Source organism: Streptomyces sp. NPDC043870, from assembly GCF_056435785.1.
The window spans coordinates 72992-98355 of record NZ_JBWKDT010000029.1; the positions used below are offsets into that span (position 1 = coordinate 72992).

A 25364-nucleotide genomic window follows, 5' to 3' on the forward strand; every position below is an offset into this window, starting at 1 on the left:
GCCCCGGCGACGGCAGGGCGGCACACGGACGCGCGGCGGCACGACGACGGGACGGGACGCCGCTGCGGTTCGTCCGCCGGAGACCTGGCCGATGCGTTCGGCCGGATTCTCATGCCACTGACATCCACGGTCTCCGGCGGCCGCACAGGAATCTAATGCGCCGTGGGGCCCAAAGCACCTCTTACCCAAGGAACTTGTGCGCTCTTAACGGCCATCCGGCGTCGGGCGTCAATGACGCGTCAAACAGGACTGAAAGAGCGTCAGGATCGCGTCAACGAGTGCCGTTCTTGGCCGAAACCGATCGCAGAATGATCGCAACGGGGGACAGGTAGCCGTTCGTGGCGTGGGGTTGGAGGGCGAGTGACCATCACCGCCGGTAATACGCGCAGTCCGGAGGCGGGGGCCCGGACGGGCGCAGAGCCCGAACCACGGACGGCTGTCCCGGAAGGGGGACCGTCCCGGCTCGCGGCCACGAGGGGGGCCGCGGCCGGACGGTCCCCGTAACCGTAACCATGCACGGCAAGGGATCGCCGACGCTGCGGAATCCTTCCTTCGCCGCTGCTGGGACACCCTGCCCGCCCGGTTACGTCTGCTGCGCACGGTCACTCTGCTGCTCACCGCCGCCTGCGCCGCGCTGGTCCTCGTGGCGGGGCTCGCCGCATCCCGTACCTGGGACCGGGCGGTCGGCCAGCAGGCCCGCGGACGGTGAGCGCCTCCGGGCTCAATCTCGCCCTCAACGACATGGACGCACAGGCCGCCAACCTCTTTCTGTCCAGCGGCGATGCGGGGAAGGGCCGGATGTCCGTCCCCTACGACAAGGCCACCGGCTTCTACGAGCAGTCCCGGCGGACCATCAGCCGGGAACTGCGCACGCTCGCCGTCGCCGCCGAGGGCGACACGCAGGCCCAGCGCACCGTTGAGTCCCTGACCGACGACTTCGCCCGCTACCAGGAACTCCTCGGACGCGCGCTGGAGAACGACGGCCGCGCGGGCGGCAAGACGGATGCCCTCGTCGACTACCGTGCCGCCACCGACCTGCTCGCCGAGCGTCTGCTGCCCGAGGCCAGGCAGCTGGTCGAGTCCAACGACCGTGCCTTCGACGCGACCTACGAGGCGGAACGCTCCGACCTCACCGCCCAGTTCAAGGTGCTGCTGGGACTGGGCCTCGTCCTGCTCACCTTCCTCGTCCTACTCCAGTGGTACGTCGCCCGCCGCTTCCACCGCGTCCTCAACCCGGGACTCCTGGCCGCGACGGCATGTGTCCTCACCGCCCTCGGCCTCGGCCTCCAGCTCCTCACCGCCTCCTCCGAACAGCTCAGGATCGCCCGTCGCGACGCCTTCGATTCCGTCGTCGCCCTCTCCCGCGCACGTGCCATCGCCTACGACGCGAACGCCGACGAGAGCCGCTATCTCCTCGACCCGTCCCGGCGCCCCGCCTACGAGCAGTCCTTCCTCGACAAGTCGCAGCAGCTGTACGGCCTCACCGGGGCGACCCTCGCCACGTACGACGCGAAGCTCGCCCGGACCTGGCAGCGCTACCGCGCCAACCACGAAGACCTGTTCTTCACCGGCGAATTCCGACGCGAACTGGACAACATCACCTTCACCGGCGAGCGGGCCGCGGCCGAGAAGACCGTCGAGACATACGCCCGCTACCAGCACGACGACCGCACCATCCGGTCCCTGGTCGCACAGGGCAAGCAGCGCGAGGCCATCGCCTTCTGCATCAGCTGGGAGCCCGGCATGTCCAACGCCCACTTCGGGGACTGGATGGCGGCTCTCGACCAGGTGACGGGGATCAACCGGGCGGCATTCGACGGCGCCGTACGGGAGGGACGGGGCGCCGTCGGCGTCCGGATGCCCTGGACAGTCGCCGCCCTGCTGGCCGCGAGTGTGCTCACGGTCCTCGGGCTGCGCCCGCGCCTCGCCGAATTCCGCTGAGAGGCGCACCCTCTGGCTGTCGGTGAGCCGCGCGTCCTCCAGGTCGAGCGAGCGCCGGAGCCGTCTGCGTGTGGTGTCGCTGATGCGGTGGTCGACGTACAGCCGCTGGAGCTCTGCCGCCTCGAGCCGTATCAGCTCACGGCGCAGCTGCCGGTAGACCTGGTCCGCGGACTCGGCGGGGTCCGTTACCGAGCAGGTCCCGGGCGTGCTTCAGCCGGGCCTGGAGGCCCCGGCGGGCAGGGCGGGAGGAGGACGAGACCGATGGCCTCGGGGCTGACCCGGATCTCCGGGACGCCCGGTACCAGGGCGACGGCCAGGCCCGCGACGACCAGAAGTGAGGGAGCGGGGATACGCCAGCGCCGGGCACCTGTCGCCACAGCGGTGGCGAGCACGACAAGGACAAGGACGGTGCCGACGCTCTTCATGATGCCGCCCGGGATCCGTCCGGGGCCATGGGGTCCCCACCGCCGACCAGACTTCCCGGCACGCCTTGATCACCCCATCCGTATGGAAGGCGTCAGGACAGCGTCAGCATCGGCACTGGCGGCGCCAGCGAGACGTCAACGTGGGTGTGCGCCCGGCCGGTGGCCCGGTTCGGTGTTTCACAAGCAACCCACGTGCAAGGGGAGTTGATCGCGCATGGGCGCGGAGAACGTCGTCGGCCTGATCGTGTCCGTCAGCCTGGTCGGCTACCTGGTGGCCGCTCTCATGAACCCGGAGAAGTTCTGAAGCCCGACGAACCGCCGGACGGTCAGGGAACGCGTCCGGCAAGTTCAAGGTCTTCCTCGGTGCCGCCCGGGGCGTCGGCAAGTCGTACCGGATGTTCGACGAGGGCCAGCGCAGGTCCGCGCGCGGCACGGACGTGGTCGTCGGCTACGCGGAGTTGCCGCGGCCGGCCGCACACCGAGGCGATGCTCGACGGCCTGAAGGTCCTGGACCGGGCCGAGCGGGACTACCGGGGCAGTACGTACCCCGAGCTCGACCTGGACGCCGTGCTCCGGCGCCGCCCGCAGGTCGTGCTCGACGAACTCGCCCACTCCAACGTGCCGGGCGGCCGCAACGCCAAGCGGTTGCTGGACGTGGAGGTGCTGCTCGTGGCCGGTATCGATGTCGACCGCGCCCTGCCCTCCTCCGACCGCCGGGTCCTCGCCGCCTTTGCCACCCGTGTCTCCGCCGCCGTCGAACGGGCCCGGCTCGCCGAGGCTGCCTCCGAGGTCGAGCCGGTGAGGGCCGCGGACCGTATGCGCACCGTGCTCCTCGCCGCGGTCGGCTACGATCCGCGCACCCCCCTCGCCGCCGACTGGGCGGCCGTCGGCTCACTGCGCAGCCCGGATGTGCACTTCACGGACGAGGAACGGGACGAACTGCTCGCCACCGCCGACGTGTCCATGGCCCGGCACAGCAAGTCCCTGCTCGACCTCACCCGCAGCCGCAGCGTCTCCGCGCTCGCCGCACCGTCCTTCGCCGCCGCGATGATGGGCCGCCATGTGCTGGGGGTGATGCCGGTCGAGCGCGGCTCCCTCCTCTTCACCGTCGTCGACGTGGCCGTGCACCCGGAACTCGAGGGGCACTCCATCCACGAGGCGTTCCGGGAGAACGAGTGGCGCGTGCTGGCCGTCGGCACAGCCGGTACGCGGTCGGCCGCATCCTCGATGGGCACGCTCGCCGTGCTCCGGCTCGGCCGGAAGGGCCTCGACTGGCGCCCGCCGCATGGGCGGGTGCTGGGCGCCGGTGACCAGGTGGTACTGGCGGCCACCCGACGGGGCCTGGACACCCTGGTGACCGGCGCCCAGCCGCGTCCGCCGGGCCGCAGGACCCTGAGGCAGACCGATGCGGGGGAGGGTCACGAACGCACCGGCGAAGGATCTGGTTCCGGCCCCAGGGGCAGGTGGGCGTAGAGGTTGCGTCAAGACGGTGCAGTGGGTCGTAAGGGAGGCGTTAACGGAAGCCGTGCCCGTGGCCGAAAAGTGTTTTCCTCCAACGGTCCGAGAATCCGAATCTCTTCCAGGAGCTCACGATGGCCGACGTGGCCTTCGTCGTCACCACGATCGCGGTGTTCGCGCTGGTGGCCGTCATCGCCAAGGGGGTGGCGAAGCTGTGACTGCCGAGAACATTGTCGGCCTGATCGTGGCCGTCGCCCTGCTGGGTTATCTCGTCGTTGCCCTCGTCAAGCCGGAGAGGTTCTGAGCAATAACATGAGCCCCTTCCTCGCTGGAGTGCTCCAGCTGCTGGCGCTGATGGCCGCGCTGGCTCTCGCATACCGTCCGCTGGGCGACTACATGGCCCGGGTCTACTCCTCCGACAAGCATCTGCGTGTGGAGAAGTGGATCTACAAGGCCATCGGCGCCAACCCGAGCGCCGAGATGCGCTGGCCCGCCTATCTGCGCGGTGTCCTGGCCTTCTCCGCGGTCAGTGTCCTCTTCCTGTATCTGCTGGAGCGGGTGCAGGGCAGTCTGCCCGGCTCGCTCGGCTTCTCCTCCATCGACCCGGACCAGGCGTTCAACACGGCCGCGTCCTTCGTGTCGAACACGAACTGGCAGTCGTACTACGGCGAGCAGGCCATGGGCCACGTCGTGCAGACCGGCGGCCTGGCGGTGCAGAACTTCGTCTCCGCCGCGGTGGGTATCGCGGTGGCGGTCGCCCTGGTCCGCGGCTTTGCCCGTTCCCGTACCGGTGAGCTGGGCAACTTCTGGGCCGACCTGGTGCGTGGCACCGTCCGTATCCTGCTGCCGATCTCTGTGATCGGCGCGATCGTGCTGGTCGCGGCGGGTGCGATCCAGAACTTCGCCGGTATCCACGAGGTCGGCCAGTTCATGGGCGGCTCGCAGCAGTGGAACGGCGGCGCGGTGGCCTCGCAGGAGGCGATCAAGGAGCTGGGCACCAACGGCGGCGGTTACTTCAATGCCAACTCGGCCCACCCCTTCGAGAACCCGAACGCGTTCACGAACCTCTTCGAGATCTTCCTGATCCTGCTGATTCCATTCTCGCTGACGCGGACGTTCGGCCGGATGGTGGGCAGTCTCAAGCAGGGGTACGCGATCCTCGCCACGATGGCGACGATCTGGGTCGGTTTCGTGCTGCTGATGTGGGCGACGGAGTTCGCGGGCCACGGCCCGGCGTTCGAGCTCGCGGGCGGGGCGATGGAGGGCAAGGAGACCCGCTTCGGCATCGGCGCTTCGTCGATCTTCTCGATCTCCACGACGCTGACCTCGACCGGTGCGGTGGACTCCTTCCACTCGTCCAACACCGGTCTCGGAGGCGGCCTCAACCTGCTCGGCATGCAGCTGGGTGAGATCGCGCCTGGTGGTGTCGGCTCCGGCCTCTACGGCATGCTGATCATGGCGATCATCGCGGTGTTCATCGCGGGCCTGATGGTCGGCCGTACGCCCGAGTACCTGGGCAAGAAGATCGGCACCCGTGAGATCAAGCTGGCGGCCTGCTACATCCTGATCACCCCGGCGCTGGTGCTGTGCTTCACCGCCGCGGCGATGGCCCTGCCGACCCCGGCCGACTCCATGACCAACAGCGGCGCGCACGGCTTCTCCGAGATCCTCTACGCGTACACCTCCGGCGCCAACAACAACGGCTCCGCGTTCGCGGGCCTGAACGCCGACACGCAGTGGTTCAACACCACGATCGGTCTGGCCATGCTGCTCGGCCGGTTCCTGCCAATGGTGTTCGTGCTGGCGCTCGCCGGCTCGCTCGCCGAGCAGAAGCCGGTCCCCGCCACGGCGGGCACCCTGCGTACCGACAAGCCGCTGTATGCGGGTCTTCTGGTCGGCACGATCCTGATCATCACCGGTCTGACCTACTTCCCGGCTCTCGCGCTGGGTCCGCTCGCCGAAGGGCTGGCGTCATGACCATCGACGTAAAGAAGCAAGAGGACGCGATGTCCAGCCCAACCCCGACCCGGGCTCCGCACCAGGACGTTCCCACCGGTCACAAAGGGGAGAGCGGGCGCGTCGGCGCCGGTCTCTTCGACCCCAAGCAGCTGCTCAAGTCCCTGCCGGACGCGATCAAGAAGCTCGACCCTCGGGTGATGGTCAAGTCGCCGGTGATGTTCGTCGTCCTGGTCGGCTCGGTGGTCACCACCGCGCTGGCGATCATGAACCCGGGCGACTGGTTCGGCTGGGCGATCGCCGCCTGGCTGTGGCTGACCACGATCTTCGCCAATCTGGCGGAGGCGGTGGCCGAGGGCCGCGGCAAGGCACAGGCGGATACCCTGCGCAAGGCCAAGACCGACACCGTCGCCCGTCGGCTCGCCAAGGACGGGAAGTCCGAGGAACAGGTGCCGGGTACCGACCTGCGCATCGGCGACCTCGTGGTCTGCGAGGCCGGCGACGTCATCCCCGGCGACGGTGACGTCGTCGAGGGTGTTGCGTCGGTGGACGAGTCCGCCATCACCGGTGAGTCGGCCCCAGTGATCCGCGAGTCCGGCGGCGACCGCTCGGCCGTCACCGGCGGTACGAAGGTGCTGTCCGACCGGATCGTCATCAAGATCACGACGAAGCCGGGCGAGACCTTCATCGACCGGATGATCAACCTGGTCGAAGGAGCCGCACGCCAGAAGACGCCCAACGAGATCGCGCTGAACATCCTGCTCGCCTCGCTGACCATCGTCTTCCTGCTCGCGGTCGTGACCCTGAAGCCGTTCGCGATCTACGCGGGAGCGGACGAGCAGACCTCGATGATCGTGCTCGTCGCGCTGCTGGTCTGCCTCATCCCGACCACGATCGGCGCCCTGCTCTCGGCGATCGGCATCGCCGGCATGGACCGCCTGGTCCAGCGCAACGTGCTGGCCATGTCCGGCCGCGCGGTCGAGGCCGCCGGCGACGTGTCGACGCTGCTGCTCGACAAGACCGGCACCATCACCCTCGGCAACCGCCAGGCCGCCGAGTTCGTCCCCGTCAAGGGCACCACCGCCGCCGAGGTCGCGGACGCGGCCCAGCTCTCCTCGCTCGCCGACGAGACGCCGGAAGGTCGCTCCATCGTCGTCCTCGCCAAGGAGAAGTACGGCCTGCGCGAGCGCCACCAGGGCGAGCTGGCGCACGCCACATGGGTGCCGTTCACCGCCCAGACCCGTATGTCGGGCGTGGACGTCGACAGGCACAAGGTCCGCAAGGGCGCCACCGCCTCCGTCATCGCCTGGGTGAAGGAACGCGGCGGCCAGGTCGCCGACGACGCCGACACGCTCGCCAACACCATCTCCGAGGCGGGCGGCACGCCGCTGCTGGTGGCGTCCGAAGACGGCGACAAGGGCGCCCGGATCCTGGGTGTCATCCACCTCAAGGACGTCGTCAAGGACGGCATGCGCGAGCGGTTCGACGAACTGCGCCGCATGGGCATCAAGACCGTCATGATCACGGGCGACAACCCGCTGACCGCCAAGGCGATCGCCGAAGAGGCAGGTGTCGACGACTTCCTCGCGGAGGCCACTCCCGAGGACAAGATGGCGCTCATCAAGCGGGAGCAGGCCGGCGGCAAGCTCGTCGCGATGACCGGCGACGGTACCAACGACGCCCCGGCGCTGGCCCAGGCGGACGTCGGTGTGGCGATGAACACCGGTACCTCGGCCGCCAAGGAGGCCGGGAACATGGTGGACCTCGACTCCAACCCGACCAAGCTCATCGAGATCGTCGAGATCGGCAAGCAGCTCCTCATCACCCGCGGCGCGCTGACCACGTTCTCGATCGCCAACGACGTGGCGAAGTACTTCGCGATCATCCCCGCGATGTTCGCGGTCGCCTACCCGGGCCTGGACAAGCTCAACATCATGGGCCTGACCTCCCCGGAGTCCGCGATCCTGTCCGCGGTCATCTTCAACGCACTGATCATCATCGCGCTCGTGCCGCTCGCCCTGAAGGGCGTGCGCTACCGGCCGACCAGCGCCGACAAGATGCTCCGCCGCAACCTCGGGGTCTACGGACTCGGCGGCCTCATCGCCCCGTTCATCGGCATCAAACTCATCGACCTGCTCATCTCCCTCATCCCCGGGCTGCGTTAGTTCAGAAAGCGTGCTGATCACCATGAACACTTCGTTTGGAAACGCGGCACGGCTGCTCTGGGCAGGGCTGCGCGCCCTCCTCGTCCTGACCCTGGTGACCGGCGTCATCTACCCGCTGGTCGTCACGGGTGTCGCCCAGGGCCTGTTCGGCAACGAGGCCAACGGGTCGGAGATCAAGAGTGACGGCAAGGTCGTCGGCTCCTCGCTGATCGGGCAGACGTACAACCTGCCCAAGAAGAACCCTGACGACCCGGAGGAAGCGGCGGCCCCGGACCTGAAGTGGTTCCAGCCGCGCCCGTCCAACGGCCTCGGCAGCAACAGCGTCAACACCCAGTACTCGATCATCCTCTCCGGCGCCACCAACCGCTCCGGTGACAACAAGGAACTGATCCAGTGGGTCAAGGACGCCAAGGCCGCCGTCGTCAAGGACAACTCCACGGCCACGTACAAGGTCGAGCCCTCGGACGTGCCGGCCGACGCCGTCACCTCCTCCGGCTCCGGCCTGGACCCACACATCTCGCCGGAGTACGCGAAGCTCCAGGCCCACCGGGTCGCCGAGCAGAACCACCTCACCGTCGCCCAGGTCGAGAAGCTCGTTGCCGACCACACCGACGGGCGGATCCTCGGCTTCATGGGTGAGCCCCGGGTCAACGTCCTCGAGCTCAACATCGCCCTGAAGGAACTGATCAAGGGCTGAGCCGTGAGGCAGCAGGCGGGAGCCGGCAGCCCGGGGTGTCCCCTCGGGCCACCGGCTCCCGCCGGCGCGTCCCGCCACAGTGTTCCCGACCGATATTCCAACCTCTCGCAACAGGAAGGCGGCACACCGATGACCCGGGTGCTCGTGGTGGAGGACGATCCCCAGCTCGTCCGGGCCCTCACGATCAATCTGAAGGCCCGCACCTACGAGGTGGACGCGGCGGCCGACGGCGCCACCGCCCTGCGCCTGGCTGCTTCCATCCCGCCGGACGCTGTTCTGCTGGATCTTGGCCTGCCGGACATGGACGGCGTTGATGTGATCAGGGGGCTGCGGCGCTGGAGCCGGGTGCCGATCGTGGTGGTCTCCGCTCGTCGCACGTCCGATGAGAAGATCGAAGCGCTCGACGCCGGGGCTGATGACTATGTCACCAAACCGTTCAGCATGGCGGAGCTGCTGGCGCGGCTACGGGCCGCCGTCCGCCGTACGGAAACCACGCTGCCTGCGGCCGACGAAACGTGGCTCGTCACGACCGAGGAATTCACCGTCGACCTCGCAGCGAAGAAGGTGAAGCGCTCGGGCAGCGACGTGCGGCTCACCCCGACCGAGTGGCACCTGCTGGAGCTGCTGATCCGCAACCCTGGGCGGCTTCTCAGCCAGCGGCAGCTGCTGGAGGAAGTGTGGGGTCACTCCGCCGCCAGCAGGACCAATTACCTGCGCGTCTACATGGCACAGCTGCGTCGCAAGCTTGAAGCGGACCCGTCGCACCCCCGGCATCTGATCACCGAACCAGGCATGGGATACCGCTTCGAGGCGTGAAGCCCTCCAGGTCCGGAAGTCCGGTACCGTTCGTCGCCCCCCTCGACGTTTCCCCCCTCGACTCAAAGAATCGACAACCATGGCACGCGGCAAGCTTCGGATCTACCTCGGTGCGGCACCTGGTGTCGGCAAGACGTACGCCATGCTCTCCGAGGCCCACCGTCGGATCGAGCGTGGTACCGACTGCGCGGTGGCATTCGTCGAGCATCACAACCGGCCGCGTACGGAAGTGATGCTCCACGGCTTGGAGCAGGTCCCGCGCAAGGAGCTGGAGTACCGTGACACCGTCTTCACCGAGATGGACGTCGACGCGGTGCTGGAGCGCAGGCCCGCCGTGGCCCTGGTCGACGAGCTGGCCCACACGAACGTCCCGGGCTCGCGCAATGCCAAGCGCTGGCAGGACGTCGAGGAGCTGCTCGCGGCCGGGATCGACGTCATCTCGACCGTCAACATCCAGCATCTGGAGTCGCTCGGCGATGTCGTCGAGTCGATAACCGGCGTACGGCAGCGGGAGACCGTCCCCGACGAGGTGGTACGCAGGGCCGACCAGATCGAACTGGTCGACATGTCGCCCCAGGCGCTGCGCCGCCGGATGGCGCACGGCAACATCTACAAGCCGGACAAGGTCGACGCGGCCCTGTCCAACTACTTCCGGCCCGGGAACCTCACCGCACTGCGCGAGCTGGCGCTGCTGTGGACGGCCGACCGGGTCGACGAATACCTCCGTCAGTACCGGGGCGAGCACGACATCCGCTCCACGTGGGGGGCCCGCGAGCGCATCGTCGTCGGCCTCACCGGCGGCCCGGAGGGACGCACGCTGATCCGCCGCGCCGCCCGGCTGGCGGAGAAGGGTGCCGGCGGCGAGGTGCTCGCTGTCTACATCTCCCGCAGTGACGGCCTCACCTCCGCCTCACCCAAGGAGCTGGCCGTCCAGCGGACCCTCGTGGAGGACCTCGGCGGCACCTTCCACCACGTCGTCGGCGATGACATCCCCGCCGCGCTGCTCGACTTCGCGCGCGGTGTCAACGCCACCCAGATCGTGCTCGGCGCCAGCCGCCGCAAGGCATGGCAGTACATCTTCGGACCCGGCGTCAGCGCCACGGTGGCCGTCGAGTCCGGGCCCGATCTCGACGTCCACATCGTCACCCACAGCGAGGTCGCCAGGGGCCGTGGCCTGCCGGTGGCCCGCGGTGCCAGGCTCGGCCGCTCCCGGATCATCTGGGGCTGGCTGACCGGTGTCGTGGGACCGGCCCTGCTGACGCTGCTGCTGACCAACGTGGACGCGGACCTCGGCCTCGCCAACGACATGCTGCTGTTCCTGTCGCTGACCGTGGCAGCGGCGCTCCTCGGCGGACTGCTCCCTTCGCTGGCGTCGGCGGCCTTCGGTTCACTGCTGCTGAACTACTACTTCACCCCGCCCCTGCACCAACTCACCATCTCCGACCCCAAGAACATCGTCGCCATCGTGGTCTTCGTCGGGGTCGCCGTCTCGGTCGCCTCCGTCGTCGACATCGCGGCCCGCCGCACGCACCAGGCCGCCAGACTGCGTGCCGAGTCCGAGATCCTCTCCTTCCTGGCCGGCAGCGTCCTGCGCGGCGAGACGAGCCTGGAAGCCCTGCTGGAGCGGGTGCGGGAAACCTTCGCCATGGACTCGGTCGCACTGCTCGAGCGACAGAGCGATGTCGACCCGTGGACCTGCACAGGGAGTGTCGGCGGCGTGCATCCGCTCCAGTGCCCCGAGGACGCGGACGTCGACATGCCGGTCGGGGATCATATGGCGCTCGCTCTGACGGGTCGGGTGCTGCCGGCCGAGGACCGCCGGGTGCTCGGCGCGTTCGCTGCCCAGGCCGCCGTCGTCCTCGACCGGCAGCGCCTCGTCGGGGAAGCCGAGCAAGCCCGCGAGCTCGCCGAGGGCAATCGCATCCGTACCGCGCTGCTCGCCGCCGTCAGCCATGATCTGCGCACCCCCCTCGCCGCCATCAAGGCCGCGGTCACCTCGCTCCGTTCCGACGATGTGGACTGGTCGGCGGAGGACGAGGAGGAGCTTCTCGCGAGTATCGACGAAGGCGCGGACCGTCTCGACCAACTCGTCGGCAATCTGCTGGACATGTCCCGCCTGCAGACCGGCACAGTGACCCCGCTGTTCCGCGAGACCGACCTCGACGAGGTCGTCCCCATGGCACTCGTCGGCGTCCCCGACAAAGCGGTCGACCTGGACATCCCCGAAACGCTGCCCATGGTCCGAGTCGACAGGGGGCTGCTGGAGCGTTCGGTCGCGAACATCGTGGAGAACGCCGTCAAGTACAGCCCCGACGGCGAACCGGTGCTGGTCTCAGCCAGCGCGCTCGGCGAGCGCGTCGAGCTCCGTGTGGTGGATCGCGGCCCGGGCGTCCCCGACGAGGCCAAGGAACGCATCTTCGCCCCCTTCCAGCGCTACGGTGATGCTCCGCGCGGCGCCGGAGTCGGCCTGGGCCTCGCCGTCGCACGCGGTTTCGTCGAAGCGATCGGCGGCACGCTGACCGCGGAGGACACTCCCGGCGGCGGCCTCACCATGGTCCTCACCGTACAGACGGCTCCTGGCCAGGAGCCGACCCGTCCGGAACTGCCGACCACGGCCATCTCATGACGCACCGCGGTGGCGGGCAGCGTCGGCCTGCGCTTGGTGGGGCGGGCAGCGGCGCAGAGCTCAGGTGTCCAGCCCCGAGACCTTGAAGACGGCCTTGGCTGTCTCTGCGTCGAGCGTCCTGGACGGTTCCCGCAGCGCTTCGACCCCGTACTGCAGTGGCCCGCGGCTCTGCGAGAGCTGAGCGCCCTCGTCCAGCAGATGCCAAAGCTGCGGATTGCCCGTCAGGACACGTGGATCCAGGGGGACGAGGCCGCCCTCCGTGTCGCGGAGGACCAGCCGTTGCGCGATCCCGTCGGGCCAACGGACCGTGACCAGCCGGTCCGTTCGCACGAGCCGGGTTCCGCAGCAGGCCACGCGTCTCGAAGACTACGGGCGTCAAGGCTCCGTGAAGAAGGCGTGGATGAGCGCCAAGAACGCGACAGAGCTGCTCCCCGACCCGGAATCACGGCCGCACGCTGATCCGCATGACTGTTCTGACCACGGAGAATCATGGCGCCCGGGGCGCCGAGGAGCCGCCGGATACCGGCGAGCGCCACAAGCTCACCGCCGTCACCGGCCTCGCGGCGCTCTCGCTCGATGCGATGGCGTCCGTGGCCTACGGACCCGAGGCGATCGTCCTTGTCCTTGCCGCGGCCGGCGGCTACGGACTCGGCTTCACCCTCCCCGTCACCCTCGCGATCGCCGTGCTGCTTGCGGTGCTCGTCGCCTCCTACCGTCAGGTCATCGCAGCCTTCCCGGACGGCGGCGGCTCGTACGCGGTCGCCAAAGCCCACCTTGGCCGACGCACGAGCCTGGTCGCTGCCGCGTCCCTGGTCCTGGACTACGTCCTCAACGTCGCCGTTGCCGTCACCGCAGGCGTCGCCGCTCTCACCTCCGCGTTCCCCGAGCTGTACGACGACCGGCTCTGGCTCTGCCTCGCCGTCCTCGTCCTCATCACCGGCATCAACCTGCGTGGCATCGTCGACTCGGCGAAGGCATTCATCGTGCCGACTGCCGTCTTCGTCGCCTCCATCCTCGTGCTGATCACGGTCGGGCTCTTCAGGGAAGCTCCCGTCTCGACCGATGCGGCTGCCGGCCACGCCTCCGTACTCGCCGAGAACGCCACCACCGTCGGAGCGCTCCTTCTGCTGAAGGCATTCGCCTCCGGCTGCTCGGCCCTCACGGGTGTCGAGGCGATCGCCAACGCCGTGCCGTCCTTCCGGGCCCCGGCGGTACGCCGCGCCCAGCACGCCGAGATCGCGCTCGGCGCGCTGCTCGGCGTGATGCTGATCGGTCTGTCCGTCCTGATCTCCCGCTTCGGGCTCCGGCCCGTCGAGGGCGTCACCGTCCTCGCACAGCTCGCAGACGCGTCCATCGGCCACAACTGGGCCTTCTACGTAGTCCAGTTCGCGACCACGGTATTGCTGGCGCTGTCCGCGAACACTTCGTTCGGTGGCCTGCCCGTGCTGCTCAAGCTGCTGGCCCGCGACAACTATCTGCCGCACGTCTTCGGACTGAAGGCGGACCGCCAGGTCCATCGGCACGGTGTTCTCGCCCTCGCCGGTGTCTCGGCTGCGCTGCTGGTCTTCTCCGGCGGCGACACGAACACCCTCGTGCCGCTGTTCGCGATCGGCGTCTTCGTCGGCTTCACCATCGCCCAGACCGGCATGGTCCGTCTCTGGCTAGCGGTGCGCGGAGTGGGATGGCTGGGCAAGGCCCTTCTCAACGGCATTGGTGCCGTGCTCACGGGCGTCAGCGCGATCGTCGTCACTGCGACCAAGTTCCACGACGGCGCGTGGTTGATCGTGGTCGCCCTCCCGCTGCTGGTGGTCACCTTCGAGCTGGTGCACCGTGCGTACGGCAGAATCGGGGAGCGTCTCGGGGTCGGTCGTATCCCCGAACCGCCGCATCGGGAGCGTTCCCTGGTGATCGTTCCGGTGTCCTCCTTGACCCGGCTCACCAGCGAGGCCATAACGGCGGCAGTGTCACTCGGCGACGAGGTACGCGCCGTCACCGTCTGCCACCTCGACGCCGAGGACCGAGAACAGTCAGAGGCACTGGCCCGCGACTGGGACCTCTGGAACCCGGGCGTCCCGCTGGTCCGTATCCCGTCCTCCCACCGCGCCCTGGGGCGCCCCATCGCCAGATACGTACGCGAACTCGCCGCGCAAACCCCGGACACCCGGATCACCGTGCTCATCCCCGAAACCGAACCGGGCCGACTGTGGCAGCGCGTTCTGCAGAACCAGCGGGGAGCCGTCGTGGCACACGCCCTTCGCCGTGACACCGACGCCGTGATCTGCCGACTGCGGTTCCGCCTCTGACCTGTCAGGGCGGGCCCTGTGAAAGGGCAGGCGCGGTCCCCCTCTGGCGGAGACCACCCGCCCGTGTCCTACCGTGGGTGTCAGGGGCGATAGATGAGTTCGATCGCCATGGCGACGATCACCGCCCAGACGCCGATGCCGAGATACGGCATCGATGGCGGCGCCGGTGGCGATCAAGAGGGCAGCGGCACCGGCGAGTGCGAGGGTAGCTCGACGTATCGCTCGGTCCGGGCGCCAAGCAGGTATGACATTGAGGGGTCCCAGTAGTACTCGCCGAAAAAACAATGGACCGCATCCGTGCCGCGCATGCTGGGGCGACCGGGCGGCTGCCAAAGGATCACGGGCATCTGCGGCTGCTGGACGGCTCTCACACATACATCCGCCAGTTCGCGCCGAAGGTGCTGGAGGCGGTGCGGTTCGCTGGTGGTAAGGGGCGATCCGGCGCACGATCTACGCGGTCAAGTACCTGTCGGACGAGGGCTACAGGAGGAAGATCGCCCGGCAGCCGAACAGGGGCGAGTCGCTTCACTCCCTGCGCCGCCAGCTCCACTACGCCCGCGAGGGCAAGATCACCCGGCGCCAACCCGAGCAGCAGAACGAGCAGGCGTGGTGCCTGACCGTCGTGACGAACGCGTGGTCTGCTGGCACTCCGAGTACATGGGCCTGGCCGTCGGCGAACTGCGCGGCGCCGGCCGCGAGGTGGACGCGGAGGTTCTGGCGCACATCTCCCCGGCCCGCAGCTCGGTGGTCAACTACTACGGCTCCATCACCGTCGACTACGAACATGAACTCGCCCAGCTCGACGAGCAGGGTCACCGGCCCCTGCGAACCGTGGCCATCGACGAGCCCGGAGCCGGGCTGTAGCAGCAATCGGCTCTGCAGAGCCCTGGGCCGTACAGTCGAAGGCGGTCCGGAGTCAGCTGCAATGACTCCGGACCGCCTGTCTCAGCTCACTGCTCGGCTACTCGCCGGCATCCGCCTTCTGGGCAGCGAGCACGTCGGCGACGCTGTACCCGTTCAGGACTACGCGCAGAGCGGCCTCCTCAGCCAGCCGCAGCGCGGTGTCGAGGTCGAAGCGGTGCGCGTCGAGCCACTCCTCACCTCGGTCGTACGGCTTGAGGCCGTCAGCCCAGGTACCGGAGGCCCACGCGGGCCGGACGACGGTACGGAACGAGGGGCGGGGCTGCCGCTTCGAGGTGGTGATGCCGGCTACTTCGGGTCGCGGTTGAACAGGGCCTTGGACCAGAAGTAGCCGAGGACCGTGAGGCCCACGCACCAGGCGACGGCCAGCCAGCCGTTGTGGCCGATCTCGCTGCCGAGCAGCAGGCCGCGCAGGGTCTCGATGGCCGGGGTGAAGGGCTGGTATTCGGCGATTGGCTGGATCCAGCCCGGCATTGTCTCGGCGGGTATGAACGCGCTCGAGATCAGCGGCAGGAGGATCAGCGGCATGGCGCTGTTGCTGGCCGCCTCGGCGTTCGGACTGGACAGGCCCATCCCGACCGCGATCCACGTCAGCGCCAGGGAGAACAGCGCGACCAGCCCGAACGCCGCCAGCCACTCCAGGACGTTGGCATCGGTGGAGCGGAAGCCGATGGCCACGCCGACGGCCCCGACGAGCACCACGCTCAAGACCGACTGCAGCACGCTGCCGACGACGTGCCCGATGAGCACCGAGCCGCGGTGGATCGACATCGTACGGAAGCGGGCGATGATGCCCTCGGTCATATCCATGGCCATGTACACCGCGGCGCCGATCGTGGTGCTCCCGACGGTCATCAGCAGGATGCCCGGGACGATATAGGCGACGTAGTCGGAGCGATCCGCGCCGCTGCCGCCGCCGATGCCGGCGCTCATCGCGTCGCCGAAGATGTAGACGAAGAGCAGCAGCAGCATGACGGGCGTCAGCAGCAAGTTCAGCGTCGCGGACGGGTAGCGGCGCGCGCGCAGCAGATTGCGGCGCAGCATCGTGGACGAGTCGCGTACGGCGAGGGGCAGGGAGCTCATCGGACGGCCTCCTTGGACTGAGAGGGGACGTTGCTGCTGGTGAGGGCGAAGAAGACGTCGTCGAGGTCGGGGGTGTGCACGGTCAGCTCGTCCGCCTCGATGCCGGCGGAGTCCAGCCAGTCGAGGATCGAGCGCAGCTCGCGCTGGCTGCCGCCGCTGGGGATCTGCAACGCCAGTGCCTCGTCGTCCCGCTTCACTTCGCGCAGCGCGGTGGCGGCGCTCTGGTAGGCGGACGGATCGGTGAAGCGCAGGCTGATGTGCCCGCCGGGGATCATCCGCTTGAGCTCCTCGGCGCTGCCCTCGGCGGCGATCTTGCCGTCGTTGAGCACGGCAATGCGGTCGGCGAGTTCGTCGGCCTCGTCCAGGTACTGGGTGGTGAGAAAGACGGTGACGCCGTCAGAGACGAGCTCGCGGATGATGCCCCACATGTTGTGGCGCGAGCGCGGGTCGAGGCCGGTCGTCGGCTCGTCGAGGAAGATGATGCGCGGGCTGCCCATCAGGGTCATGGCGATGTCGAGGCGCCGCTTCATGCCGCCGGAGTAGCTCTGCACCGGCTTGCCGGCGGCGTCGACGAGGTCGAAGCGCTCCAGCAGCTCGGCGGTGACCTGCTTGCCCTCGCTCCTGGAGAGGTGGTTCAGGTCCGCCATGAGGCGCATGTTCTCCTCGCCGGTGATCAGCCCGTCCACGGCGGAGAACTGCCCGGTGACCCCGATCGCGGCCCGTACCCCGTCTGGAGCCGCGGCGACGTCGTGGCCCGCGACCTGGGCCTGCCCGCCGTCGGCACCGATGAGCGTGGAGAGGATCTTCACAGCGGTGGTCTTGCCGACGCCGTTCGGACCGAGCAGCGCGAAGACGGACCCTTCCGGGATGTGCAGGTCGATGCCGTCGAGGACGGTCTTGTCGCCGTACGCCTTGCGCAGACCGACGGCGGAGATGGCGGGCGGCGGCGACGGGTGACTGCCACCGTTCCTGGATGTGGGCATGACAGATGAAGCCATGGGGGCCTCCCCTTCGAAGGCTGCGGTAATGGGGGAAGTTGGGGCCGGTCCCGGTGGGTCAGGCCCTGGCGCGCGGCGGCGTCACGAACCGCGCGTGCGGGGTACGCCCGCTGGCATGGGGCGGCGGGTGTCACTTCTCGGCCGTGCCGGGTTCCCCGCTGATGGATTCCTGGTAGGCGTCCGCATAGGTGGGAGAGTCCTTGACCAGGTCGTCGCAGAACGCGGCGACGTCGTTGCCGATGAGTTCCAAGACTCCCTTGCCCGCGGCGACGCCCTCCTCGAAGAAGTCGACGATCCCGGGGAGCAGGGGCCCGTCAGGCAGGTCGATCGGTCCGACCTTGAACAGGTACCTCTGCATCTCCTTGTAGGCGATCTGGTAGTCCGGCGGGAGTGCCTTGACCCGAGCCATGTGTGCCCGCCACTGCTTCTTGCCCTCGATGATGTCTTGGATGCCCACGTCAGCCTCCCAGCCGGCTCAATTTCCTTGCGACGTTCCTGTTCAACTGCTCGCGCCACCGGTCGCGATAGGTTCGAGCCCCTTCTCCACCGGCCAGCGCCGCGCAAAAGCCTCGGATGTCGTCGCCGAGTACCTCGTGGACGCTCTGCCCGTCCGCCGCTGTTTCTTCGAGCAGCCCCAGGGCGGCGTCGAGGATCGGCGTCAGGTTGCGGCCGGTGAAGCCCCCATGGGGAAAGAGGTGGCCCTTGATCTGTTCCCACGCCGCCCGGTAGTCGTCTGGCAGGGCCTCGGCCCGGGCTTCGAACGCCTTCCATTCCCTGGTGAGATCGCTGCCTGTGATGGTCTCCCAGAAGTTCATCTCCCGCCCTCCTTGAGCCTGTCGATGCGTGATGAGACGTACTGCCATTTCGCCCAGAACTTCGCGAGTTCCTCGCGTCCGGCTTCGTTGAGCGCGTAGAACTTGCGCGGCGGACCGACCCCGGATGGTCGTTTCGTCACCTGGACGAGTCCGTTCCTCTCCAGTCGCAGCAAGATGGTGTACACCGTCCCCTCGATGACGTCGGCGAAGCCGAGCTCGTTCAGCTGACGGGTGATGGCGTACCCGTAGGTTTCCTCGCTGTCGATGATTTCGAGCACGCACCCTTCGAGCGTGCCCTTCAGCATCTCCGTCAGGTCGTCCATCGCGATTCCTCCTCAGCCCTATCGGTACTGCGTGCTACCGAGTACCACTATACGGTATCACCGAGTAGTGGAGGGTGGCAGCATCTCCGGTGGGCGCGGACCCGGGACCGATCTGCGAGGACCCAGGCTCCGCAGCGGCGGCTACCTCATCGGCCCGGCTCCGTTTCCCAAGGTGGCTTGCCGGCCAGCTTGCGCCTGTCGGCAAACGAACTACGGGCCGCCGAAGCCAAGGGCAACAAGGGAGGCCGCCGCCCCGCCATCCCGGCCGACAAGGCCGCGCCGTGCGCACTGCGTACCTGGACGGCCGGTCCATCGCCGCCCTGGCCCGCGAGCACGGCGTCAGCCGAGGCGCCATCCGCACCGCCGTCGCCGACCTCCTGCCCCAGCACGCGGCCGACCACGAGGACCCCCACCCCGGAGCTGCCGGTCACCCTCGACATGCCTGGCAAGGTCGCCGATTTCCTCCGCGCCGCCGAACTGGACCCCGCCGAGCGCAACGCGCTCGACCAGGGCGCCCTGCGCGTCGCCGCCGCGCCCGCAGTCCACCGCCAACTCCTCGCCCGCTGCCAACCCCTCGACGGCACCCCGAACGCCCCGGCGATTCCGGCACAGCGCAAGGCCCGCCGCGAGTACGAGAACCGCGTCAACGCCCCTGGCAGCGGCACCTGAAGGGGAACGGGGCATACCCGCAGGTCAGGGGCTACTCTGCTGTTTTTCGGCGAGTACTCCTGGGACCCCATTGAGGAGGATGCTGTGCCGCCGCTCCAGTGGCCAGGTCGGCGGGATCCCTAGCGGGTTCTTGACCCGTGCGGTGGTTGAGCGACGTGGACGAGCGGCAGGCGGGACGGTTCGGCCTTGGGCGCGGCCCTGTGCGAGTGAGCTTCCGCAACGAGAGCGGCTCGCGGGCGAGGCCCCGCACGAATGTCACTGTCTGCGATGAGGCCCGGGGCCGACCGGTTCCTGGAGGAGGCAGCCGAGCGGGCTTGACGGCACCAGCCTTGTCGGCCGGTCGTTTCTCCCCGGATTCTCCCCAGCGTTCGCTGGGTGCGCGAAAGTCATGGTCAAGGGCTTGTCGGGGGTTGCGCGAAGAGATCACCCGCATCACTTCTCCCCAGAGACTCCCCAGAGTCTCTTGCGGTCCGAACTCTGACCGATGCGAGAGCAAAGTGTGAAGGAATGCTGGGCCAGAAGCGGGGGAATCTAGCTAGAGCCAGACCCGGCGCTTAAGAATCACATACAAACTGGCGCAAACCATCCCCATGAGGGTGATCGCGAAGGGGTATCCGAACCCCCAGTGAAGCTCCGGCATGTTCTGGAAGTTCATGCCGTAGATGGTGCCAACGAGTGTAGGAGCAAAGAGAATTGCAGCCCAGGCTGAAATCTTCTTGAAGTTGTCTTCCCAATGGCGCTGACCTGCGGAGATGCGACAGTGTTCGCATCTCACCTGTGCAGATGGGCCTTTCGGCGCCTTTCAGGATCGTGCCGCGTTTCGCAATCGGTACTCCCCGCGCGCTCCCCAGAGCACCTCGTACTCCCCAGAATCTCCCCAGGAGGGCCACTGGTGACTGGGGTCGGCCGTAGGCCGGTGCGCTTGCTCGGGTCGGACGGGTCGGTTACATCGCGTGATTCCTGGTCGCATGCGCTCGGGCGGTCGAGCCACAGCGCGTCGGCGCCGGTCGGGCGACGGAGACGGCTGGTCACGACCACCTGGCTGACTACACACGCAACTACTGAGCACCACACCATGAATCCCCTTGCTGTGATGGACCACGAGGGGCGCTGAGCTTCAGAGCATCAGCACCCCTCGGCGGTGACCGTGCGTCTCAGGCGATCGCGGCGCTGAGGGCAAGCGTCGGGTCGGTGCCGCGGCTGCCCTGGTCCGGCTGCTCCGGCTTGCCGTGAGCAGTGGGAGCCTCGGCGTTTCTCGGCAGTTCGATCAGTGAGGTCCGGGCGCGAGCCACCCGTGACCGGACGGTGCCGATGGGGCAGTTGATGGCCGTCGCTGCTTCTGCGTAGGGCAGCCCAGGAGTTGGGTGAGTACGAAGGCTTCGCGGCGTTCGGCCGGTATCGCGGCGAGAAGTGCGGCGAGCGCGATGCCGTCCTCGAAGCCGGGCAGGCCGCGGGGTGCTGACCGAACTCGGCCACACCCTCGACGACCTGTTCGCCCGCCTTCAAGCCTCCTTCGACGCCCAACGCCACTTCGTCGCCAACGCCTCCCACGAGCTACGCACCCCCCTCGCCGGCCTGCGCACCCTCCTCGAAGTCGCCCTCGCCGACCCCGACGCCGATACCGACACCCTGCGCTCGGCCTGCCAGGAGGCCCTTGCTCTTGGCGAGCACCAAGAGCGGCTCGTCAAGGCACTCCTCGTCCTCGCCACCAGCGAGCGCGGAATCTCTCGTTGGGACACCTTCGACCTCGCCCAAGTCGTCGAAGGAGTGCTCGCCTCCCGCCGCGACCACGCAACAGACAGAGACATCGACCTCGCCGAACACCTGCCGACCGCAGTGACGGCCGGGGACCCGAGGCTGATCGAAAGCCTCGTCGCCAACCTCGTCGACAACGCCATCCGCCACAACCACCCGGACGGGCACGTAGAGGCGTGCGCATGTAGACGGTGTGCGCCGTGAGGAGTTGCAGGAAGCCAGCACGGCGGCCAGGGCCGAGATGCACCACTACCGCGACGCGCTGGTGGTCTGGGCGCAGGACGCGCTGAGCGCAGTCTTCGGGCTGGATGACCGCCCGGAGGTTGCTGACGAACTGGCGCGCTTCGCACTCAGAATGGCGAGCGGCACCGCCGTCGCCCGATGGCTCGAACCGGGTGCCGTTCTGGAGACCGAGCCCTTGCACGTCGCCTTGCTGGCGCTCGCGGCTCACCACAACGTTCTGGTGCGCGCAACCTCGGGCGAGGGCGCCCTGTCCCGTGGCGTCCCGGAACGGGGAATGACGACGGGGCGTGCGCCGCCCCGGGGTCGGGCGGTTCATGGTCCTTCGACACCCAGCCGGGCCGCCGCTTCGTGCGCGGTCAAGTGGAGGACGGGAGCCAGAACGCGCAGTGGTGGTCGGTCGCGAAGCCGGCGGTGGGTTCGACCCGGTCCGGTGCCAGCACCTGGATGCGGTCTCCTTCGGCCGTGTAGCGAGGCCAGGCGGGGGCATCGGGCCTGTTGGGGTCGCCGGTGGCGGCGAACCGGGCCCAGTAGGCGGTCATCGTGGCGGACAGCCGTCGCTGGGCGGGCGTCAGGCGCAGGGAGTCCATAGGGAAGAGATAGGCCAGTTCGGAGGCGTGGAACGCGCCCTGCGGCGTGTGTGGTGCCGGCATGAACGGTGGCGCCTGAGGGTCGTGGAACTCGTAGGCGTAGACGGGCGCCCGGGTGCCGTACAGGCGGCTGTCGGCCCGTGCTGGGCAGGCGAACCGCTGATCGGTGTTGACGGCGGAATGGGCCAGGTTGGGGGATGGGTACGCCGAGGCTGGATACGTGGCCAGGACCGCCGGCGCGCGGCCGCCGTGTTGGAGCCCGGTCAGGGCAGCGTACGAGGCGGCGTTGAGGGGACCGCCGCCGAGCAGATCCACGTACAGCGCGGTGAAGTACCGGTACTCGTCGTGGGTGTTGCCGTTCAGCGTCGGGACGGCGTTCACTCGGCCCTCGGCCCATGCCTTGTGAGGAGGGCGCGGCAGGACACGTGGCCCGGTGTTCGGGCCCCACAAGCCGGCTGCCCCGGTCCCGGCGCCGCGAAGGAGCTCGGTGGTGGGCAGGGCGCGCAGACAGGGCGCTGCGGTCGTCGGGTCCGCGCAGCCGACCGAGGCGGCGAAGGCTCTTCCCTTCTGCTCGGCCGCGCCGAGCGCGAGCGGTGTCAGACCACCGTCCGAAGTGCAGCTACCGCTCTGCTGAATCGCCCGCCTGAACAGGCCCTTGGCGGTCGGAGAGGCGATGTGTGCGCAGGTGTCCACTGATCCGGCGGACTGGCCGCCGAGGGTCACTCGGTCGTGGTCGCCACCGAAGGCGCCGATGTTGTGCCGGACCCAGCGCAGCGCGGCCTGCTGATCCATCAGGCCGTAGTCGCCGGAGGCGTGGTCCCCGCTCTCCGACGACAGGGCGGGATGGGCGAGGAACCCCAGTGCTCCCAGGCGGTAGTTGACGGTCACTACGACCACGCCTCGCGCGGCCAGCGCAGCGCCGTCGTAGTCGCTGCCCGCGCCGTAGGCGTTGCCGCCGCCGTGCAGCCACACCAGTACCGGGAGGGGTCGGCCGGCGCTGCGGGCCGGTGTCCACACATTGAGGTACAGGCAGTCCTCCGTCGTGCTGCCGGTGCGATTGGACTCGCCGGGCAGGACGGGGCCGCCGTCGGGGAGCAGTGTCAGCGGCAGTTGGGGGCAGGGGCTGGCCTTCGCGGTGGCGTCGCGCACGCCGGACCATCGTTCGACGGGCCGTGGGGGACGCCAGCGCAGCTTGCCCGTCGGCGGGGCGGCGAAGGGGATGCCCTGGAAGACCCGGCCGCCGTCGCGGTGGGCCGCGCCGCGCACCCAGCCGCGGTCGGTGTGCACGACGAGGGAGTCGCGAGCGCCATCGGCCCGGGCCATGGGCGGGGGAACGGCGAGGGAGGACAGCAGCAGGGCCAGCACCGCGGTCATGGCGCGGGCCAGGGTGTTGCGCAGGCTCGGCGATCCCATCGCATCCCCTGATGTCGGTGCGAGCGGCGTGGTCATGGCGTGTGCTCGTAGGCGCCGATGTCGCAGGCGGCGCCCTGGGGGCGGGCGACTCCGCGCTGATCGGTGGCCGGGCAGTCGATCGCCGCGTCCAGGGCGGGGCTTCCCGGCAGCAACGCGGTGGTGTCCGTGGGGCCGCCGTTGTCGGCGAGCGGGCCGATCAGCGGTGTACGGCTGGGCAGGTCGCCCGAGGCGGTGAGTCGGCAACTTCCGTCACCGTCGAGGTTGTGGCCTTTCGATGTGATGGCGGCGAAGGCCTTCTTGCAGTTGGCGGCCTTGCCGTCGACGGTGTTGCCGGCGACGACGGAGTTGCGCAACCTCAGCTGCCCCAGTGGCAGATCGACGACGTCGGGGATCGGTGAGGGCAGGCTGTCGAGGTAGGCGGGGGCGATGTTGATGCCGCCTCCGCCGTCGCTCGAACTGTTGCCGGAAATGGTCGAGTTGAGTATGTCCACGGGTTCCAGCCCGCGGATGTCGATCCCGCCGCCGTAGCCGGCGAGGCTGCCGGGACGGTCGCCCGGGTTCGTCACGCGGTTGTCGGCGATCGTGGAGTTGGTCACGGTGCCGCTGTCGTCGAACCTGATGCCCCCGGCCTCTCCCGCGGCGTTCCCGCTGACGGTGCTGTCGATCAGATCGAGGTGCGAGCCGGGGATGTTGAAGATGCCGCCGCCGTAGCCCGCGGAGTTCCCGGTCACGGCGACCCGTCGCAGCGTCATGTGGTGTCCGTTGGCGATGCCGCCGCCACCCGTGTCGGTGATGGGCAGTTCGCGTTGCTTGGCCACTCCTCCGGTGATCGTCAGATCGGACAGCGTCGTGTCCGCCTGCATACGGAAGGCGCGGTCCAGGTGGTTGGCGTCGATGACGGTGGTCCGTGCGTCGGAGCCGCGGATCGTGGTGGGTGCGTCGACGTTCAGGTCGCCCGTGGTCGGGTCGGGGTGGTCTCCGTTGATCAGGCGGGGATCGGGTGGGACGGTCAGCCGGTAGCGGCCGGCAGACAGGGTGATGCTGCTACCCGGACGGGAGTTGGCGGCCATCACCGCGGCGCGCAGGCTGCAAGCGCCCGACGCCGTGCGGCACAGGCCGTCCGACGGGTCGGCATCGACCGCGTCGGACGTCGTGTCCACAGTGAACTCCGTCGGTCCGGTGGCCGCGGGCGCGGCGGCCCCGACTGTGGGGGCGGGGAGTGCTGCTGCTGTGGCGAGGACGATGGTCAGTGCTGCCGGGCTGGTTCGGATGTTCATCAGGTGAACTCCTCTCGCGAGGCAGGGGGAGGACTCGGCTGATGCGAGAAGGACGCAGGCCTCGGTTGGTACGAGGACTTCCTGCTGGTGCGAGATGCGGCTCGTGTGCGAGACGCGACCGGGCGCCTTCTGGTGTGGCGCCGGGCGCGGCGAGGCGGGCCGAAGCAGGGGGATGGCGGAATGCGAACGGCGCGTGAACGGCCCCGCGTTCTGTAGGGAGCGTTCCATTCGAGGAGTTCCGTGTCTACCGACCGGTAGGGGAATGACCGAATAGAGACGACACCCTGTTTGGGGGAAGCCGCTTGAGCGCCAGCGTTCAAGTGCCAAGGAGGTTCAGCGGTCGCGGCGACGGTAGCGGCGGCCAGGGCGGCGCAGGCCACCGCGAACCGGCCCCTCGGCCAGCCCCTGTTCAGCCGACAAGGACCGCGGCCACGTACTGGCGCTCTTGCGCGAGCTGGAGTACCGGCTTCGCCGGGCCGGCTCCCCGGCCGCCGCAGACGCCGGTCCGAGCATCAGGCGTACGAATCCGGCCGCCCCTGGGTCCGGCGAGCCGGGTCCGCCGATCGGTGCGAAACAGGAGACGAGCCGCCACCCGTCTTCACGGTACGGGCCGGCGATCAGCCGAACTTGAGGAGGCCGGCTTCGACGACGGCACGGCGGAAGGAGGGCGCGAGTTCGGCGAGACGCTCGCAGCCGGCGTCACCCAGTACGGCGTAGGCGGGGAGCGCCAGGTGGTCGGTGCGGTCCTCGATGTGTCGGCGCAGGGTCGCGCCTTCCGAGCTGAGGGAGTCGCCGTCGAGGAGAATCTCAATGATCGTGTCAAGCCGCCTGCGTGACCGGCGGGGTGGAGGTGAAGAGCCTCTTGTCGCGCAGCATTGCCCACAGGACATCCA

Annotated in this window: 23 protein-coding genes and 3 pseudogenes; 14 read left to right on the forward strand and 12 right to left on the reverse strand. The window is 68.9% G+C overall.

Annotation, left to right across the window (positions count from 1 at the left end):
* The first annotated feature begins 705 nt into the window (after positions 1–705).
* On the forward strand, positions 706–1941 hold the full coding sequence (locus AC0699_RS28700) for a hypothetical protein (RefSeq protein ID WP_478665800.1): 1236 nt from the start codon (positions 706–708) through the stop codon (positions 1939–1941).
* Positions 1942–2126: 185 nt separating this feature from the next.
* On the opposite strand, the gene AC0699_RS28705 is transcribed toward AC0699_RS28700, so the two are convergent.
* On the reverse strand, positions 2127–2366 hold the full coding sequence (locus tag AC0699_RS28705) for a hypothetical protein (RefSeq protein WP_478665801.1): 240 nt from the start codon (positions 2364–2366) through the stop codon (positions 2127–2129).
* Positions 2367–2580: 214 nt separating this feature from the next.
* On the opposite strand from AC0699_RS28705, the gene kdpF (AC0699_RS28710) reads away from it, so the two are divergent.
* The 8 genes from kdpF (AC0699_RS28710) (at position 2581) to AC0699_RS28745 (ending at position 12084) form a co-directional block, all read left to right on the forward strand.
* Positions 2581–2670, forward strand: coding sequence for a K(+)-transporting ATPase subunit F (gene kdpF, locus AC0699_RS28710; RefSeq protein WP_478665804.1), 90 nt, complete (start codon positions 2581–2583; stop codon positions 2668–2670).
* A 182-nt stretch (positions 2671–2852) separates the two neighbouring features.
* Positions 2853–3839, forward strand: a complete 987-nt coding sequence (locus tag AC0699_RS28715) for a hypothetical protein (protein WP_478665807.1) — start codon at positions 2853–2855, stop codon at positions 3837–3839.
* Between the two features lie 199 nt (positions 3840–4038).
* Complete coding sequence (gene kdpF, locus AC0699_RS28720; RefSeq protein WP_478665810.1) at positions 4039–4128, forward strand: K(+)-transporting ATPase subunit F; 90 nt, start codon at positions 4039–4041, stop codon at positions 4126–4128.
* Positions 4129–4136: 8 nt separating this feature from the next.
* Positions 4137–5801, forward strand: a complete 1665-nt coding sequence (kdpA, locus tag AC0699_RS28725; protein ID WP_478665814.1) for a potassium-transporting ATPase subunit KdpA — start codon at positions 4137–4139, stop codon at positions 5799–5801.
* On the forward strand, positions 5798–7945 hold the full coding sequence (gene kdpB, locus AC0699_RS28730; RefSeq protein ID WP_478665817.1) for a potassium-transporting ATPase subunit KdpB: 2148 nt from the start codon (positions 5798–5800) through the stop codon (positions 7943–7945). Before kdpA ends, kdpB begins: the two co-directional genes overlap by 4 nt.
* A 22-nt stretch (positions 7946–7967) precedes the next feature.
* Positions 7968–8642: a potassium-transporting ATPase subunit C gene (locus AC0699_RS28735; protein ID WP_478665821.1), complete on the forward strand. Its 675-nt coding sequence runs from the start codon at positions 7968–7970 to the stop codon at positions 8640–8642.
* Positions 8643–8771: 129 nt separating this feature from the next.
* Positions 8772–9458 carry a response regulator gene (locus tag AC0699_RS28740; RefSeq protein ID WP_478665823.1) on the forward strand — a complete coding sequence of 229 codons (687 nt, stop codon included), beginning with the start codon at positions 8772–8774 and terminating at the stop codon, positions 9456–9458.
* Between the two features lie 79 nt (positions 9459–9537).
* Positions 9538–12084: a DUF4118 domain-containing protein gene (locus AC0699_RS28745; RefSeq protein WP_478665826.1), complete on the forward strand. Its 2547-nt coding sequence runs from the start codon at positions 9538–9540 to the stop codon at positions 12082–12084.
* A 60-nt stretch (positions 12085–12144) separates the two neighbouring features.
* On the opposite strand, the gene AC0699_RS28750 is transcribed toward AC0699_RS28745, so the two are convergent.
* Positions 12145–12414: a hypothetical protein gene (locus AC0699_RS28750; RefSeq protein ID WP_478665829.1), complete on the reverse strand. Its 270-nt coding sequence runs from the start codon at positions 12412–12414 to the stop codon at positions 12145–12147.
* 134 nt (positions 12415–12548) lie between these two features.
* Here AC0699_RS28750 and AC0699_RS28755 point away from each other — a divergent pair, with 134 nt between their 5' ends.
* The 3 genes and pseudogenes from AC0699_RS28755 (at position 12549) to AC0699_RS28765 (ending at position 15251) form a co-directional block, all read left to right on the forward strand.
* Positions 12549–14387 carry an APC family permease gene (locus AC0699_RS28755; RefSeq protein ID WP_478665831.1) on the forward strand — a complete coding sequence of 613 codons (1839 nt, stop codon included), beginning with the start codon at positions 12549–12551 and terminating at the stop codon, positions 14385–14387.
* Positions 14388–14853: 466 nt separating this feature from the next.
* Positions 14854–14961 (forward strand): annotated as a pseudogene (locus tag AC0699_RS28760) (Tn3 family transposase); the annotation flags it as partial.
* Between the two features lie 35 nt (positions 14962–14996).
* Positions 14997–15251: a hypothetical protein gene (locus tag AC0699_RS28765; protein ID WP_478665834.1), complete on the forward strand. Its 255-nt coding sequence runs from the start codon at positions 14997–14999 to the stop codon at positions 15249–15251.
* Between the two features lie 345 nt (positions 15252–15596).
* On the opposite strand, the gene AC0699_RS28770 is transcribed toward AC0699_RS28765, so the two are convergent.
* From AC0699_RS28770 to AC0699_RS28790, 5 genes are all read right to left on the reverse strand, one after another.
* The gene (locus AC0699_RS28770) at positions 15597–16391 is read right to left on the reverse strand and encodes an ABC transporter permease (protein WP_478665836.1); all 795 of its coding nucleotides are present in this window, start codon (positions 16389–16391) and stop codon (positions 15597–15599) included.
* Positions 16388–17374: an ATP-binding cassette domain-containing protein gene (locus AC0699_RS28775; RefSeq protein ID WP_478665868.1), complete on the reverse strand. Its 987-nt coding sequence runs from the start codon at positions 17372–17374 to the stop codon at positions 16388–16390. The genes AC0699_RS28770 and AC0699_RS28775 overlap by 4 nt, the downstream gene beginning before the upstream one ends.
* A gap of 145 nt (positions 17375–17519) precedes the next feature.
* Positions 17520–17846, reverse strand: a complete 327-nt coding sequence (locus AC0699_RS28780; protein WP_478665837.1) for a DUF1048 domain-containing protein — start codon at positions 17844–17846, stop codon at positions 17520–17522.
* 1 nt (position 17847) lies between these two features.
* Entirely contained in the window at positions 17848–18204 is a 357-nt protein-coding gene (locus AC0699_RS28785; RefSeq protein ID WP_478665839.1) for a DUF1048 domain-containing protein, read from the reverse strand.
* Positions 18201–18527, reverse strand: coding sequence for a PadR family transcriptional regulator (locus AC0699_RS28790; protein WP_478665843.1), 327 nt, complete (start codon positions 18525–18527; stop codon positions 18201–18203). Before AC0699_RS28790 ends, AC0699_RS28785 begins: the two co-directional genes overlap by 4 nt.
* Before the next feature lie 189 nt (positions 18528–18716).
* On the opposite strand from AC0699_RS28790, the gene AC0699_RS28795 reads away from it, so the two are divergent.
* Positions 18717–19196, forward strand: a complete 480-nt coding sequence (locus tag AC0699_RS28795) for a resolvase (protein WP_478665848.1) — start codon at positions 18717–18719, stop codon at positions 19194–19196.
* Between the two features lie 535 nt (positions 19197–19731).
* Here AC0699_RS28795 and AC0699_RS28800 read toward each other — a convergent pair.
* Positions 19732–19923, reverse strand: a pseudogene (locus AC0699_RS28800) (CorA family divalent cation transporter); the annotation flags it as partial.
* 427 nt (positions 19924–20350) lie between these two features.
* A pseudogene (locus AC0699_RS28805) lies at positions 20351–20661 on the reverse strand (sigma factor-like helix-turn-helix DNA-binding protein); the annotation flags it as partial.
* On the opposite strand from AC0699_RS28805, the gene AC0699_RS28810 reads away from it, so the two are divergent.
* A complete protein-coding gene (locus AC0699_RS28810; RefSeq protein ID WP_478665851.1) occupies positions 20652–21155 on the forward strand; it encodes a histidine kinase dimerization/phospho-acceptor domain-containing protein in 504 nt (167 codons plus the stop codon). The pseudogene AC0699_RS28805 and the gene AC0699_RS28810 sit on opposite strands and share 10 nt — an antisense overlap.
* Before the next feature lie 395 nt (positions 21156–21550).
* Here the strand turns inward: AC0699_RS28810 and AC0699_RS28815 are convergent, their stop codons facing one another.
* The 3 genes from AC0699_RS28815 to AC0699_RS28825 form a co-directional block, all read right to left on the reverse strand.
* Positions 21551–23194: a carboxylesterase/lipase family protein gene (locus AC0699_RS28815; RefSeq protein ID WP_478665853.1), complete on the reverse strand. Its 1644-nt coding sequence runs from the start codon at positions 23192–23194 to the stop codon at positions 21551–21553.
* A gap of 32 nt (positions 23195–23226) precedes the next feature.
* Positions 23227–24471, reverse strand: coding sequence for a choice-of-anchor Q domain-containing protein (locus AC0699_RS28820; protein ID WP_478665856.1), 1245 nt, complete (start codon positions 24469–24471; stop codon positions 23227–23229).
* Between the two features lie 617 nt (positions 24472–25088).
* Positions 25089–25286 carry a helix-turn-helix domain-containing protein gene (locus AC0699_RS28825; RefSeq protein ID WP_478665872.1) on the reverse strand — a complete coding sequence of 66 codons (198 nt, stop codon included), beginning with the start codon at positions 25284–25286 and terminating at the stop codon, positions 25089–25091.
* Between the last annotated feature and the right edge of the window lie 78 nt (positions 25287–25364).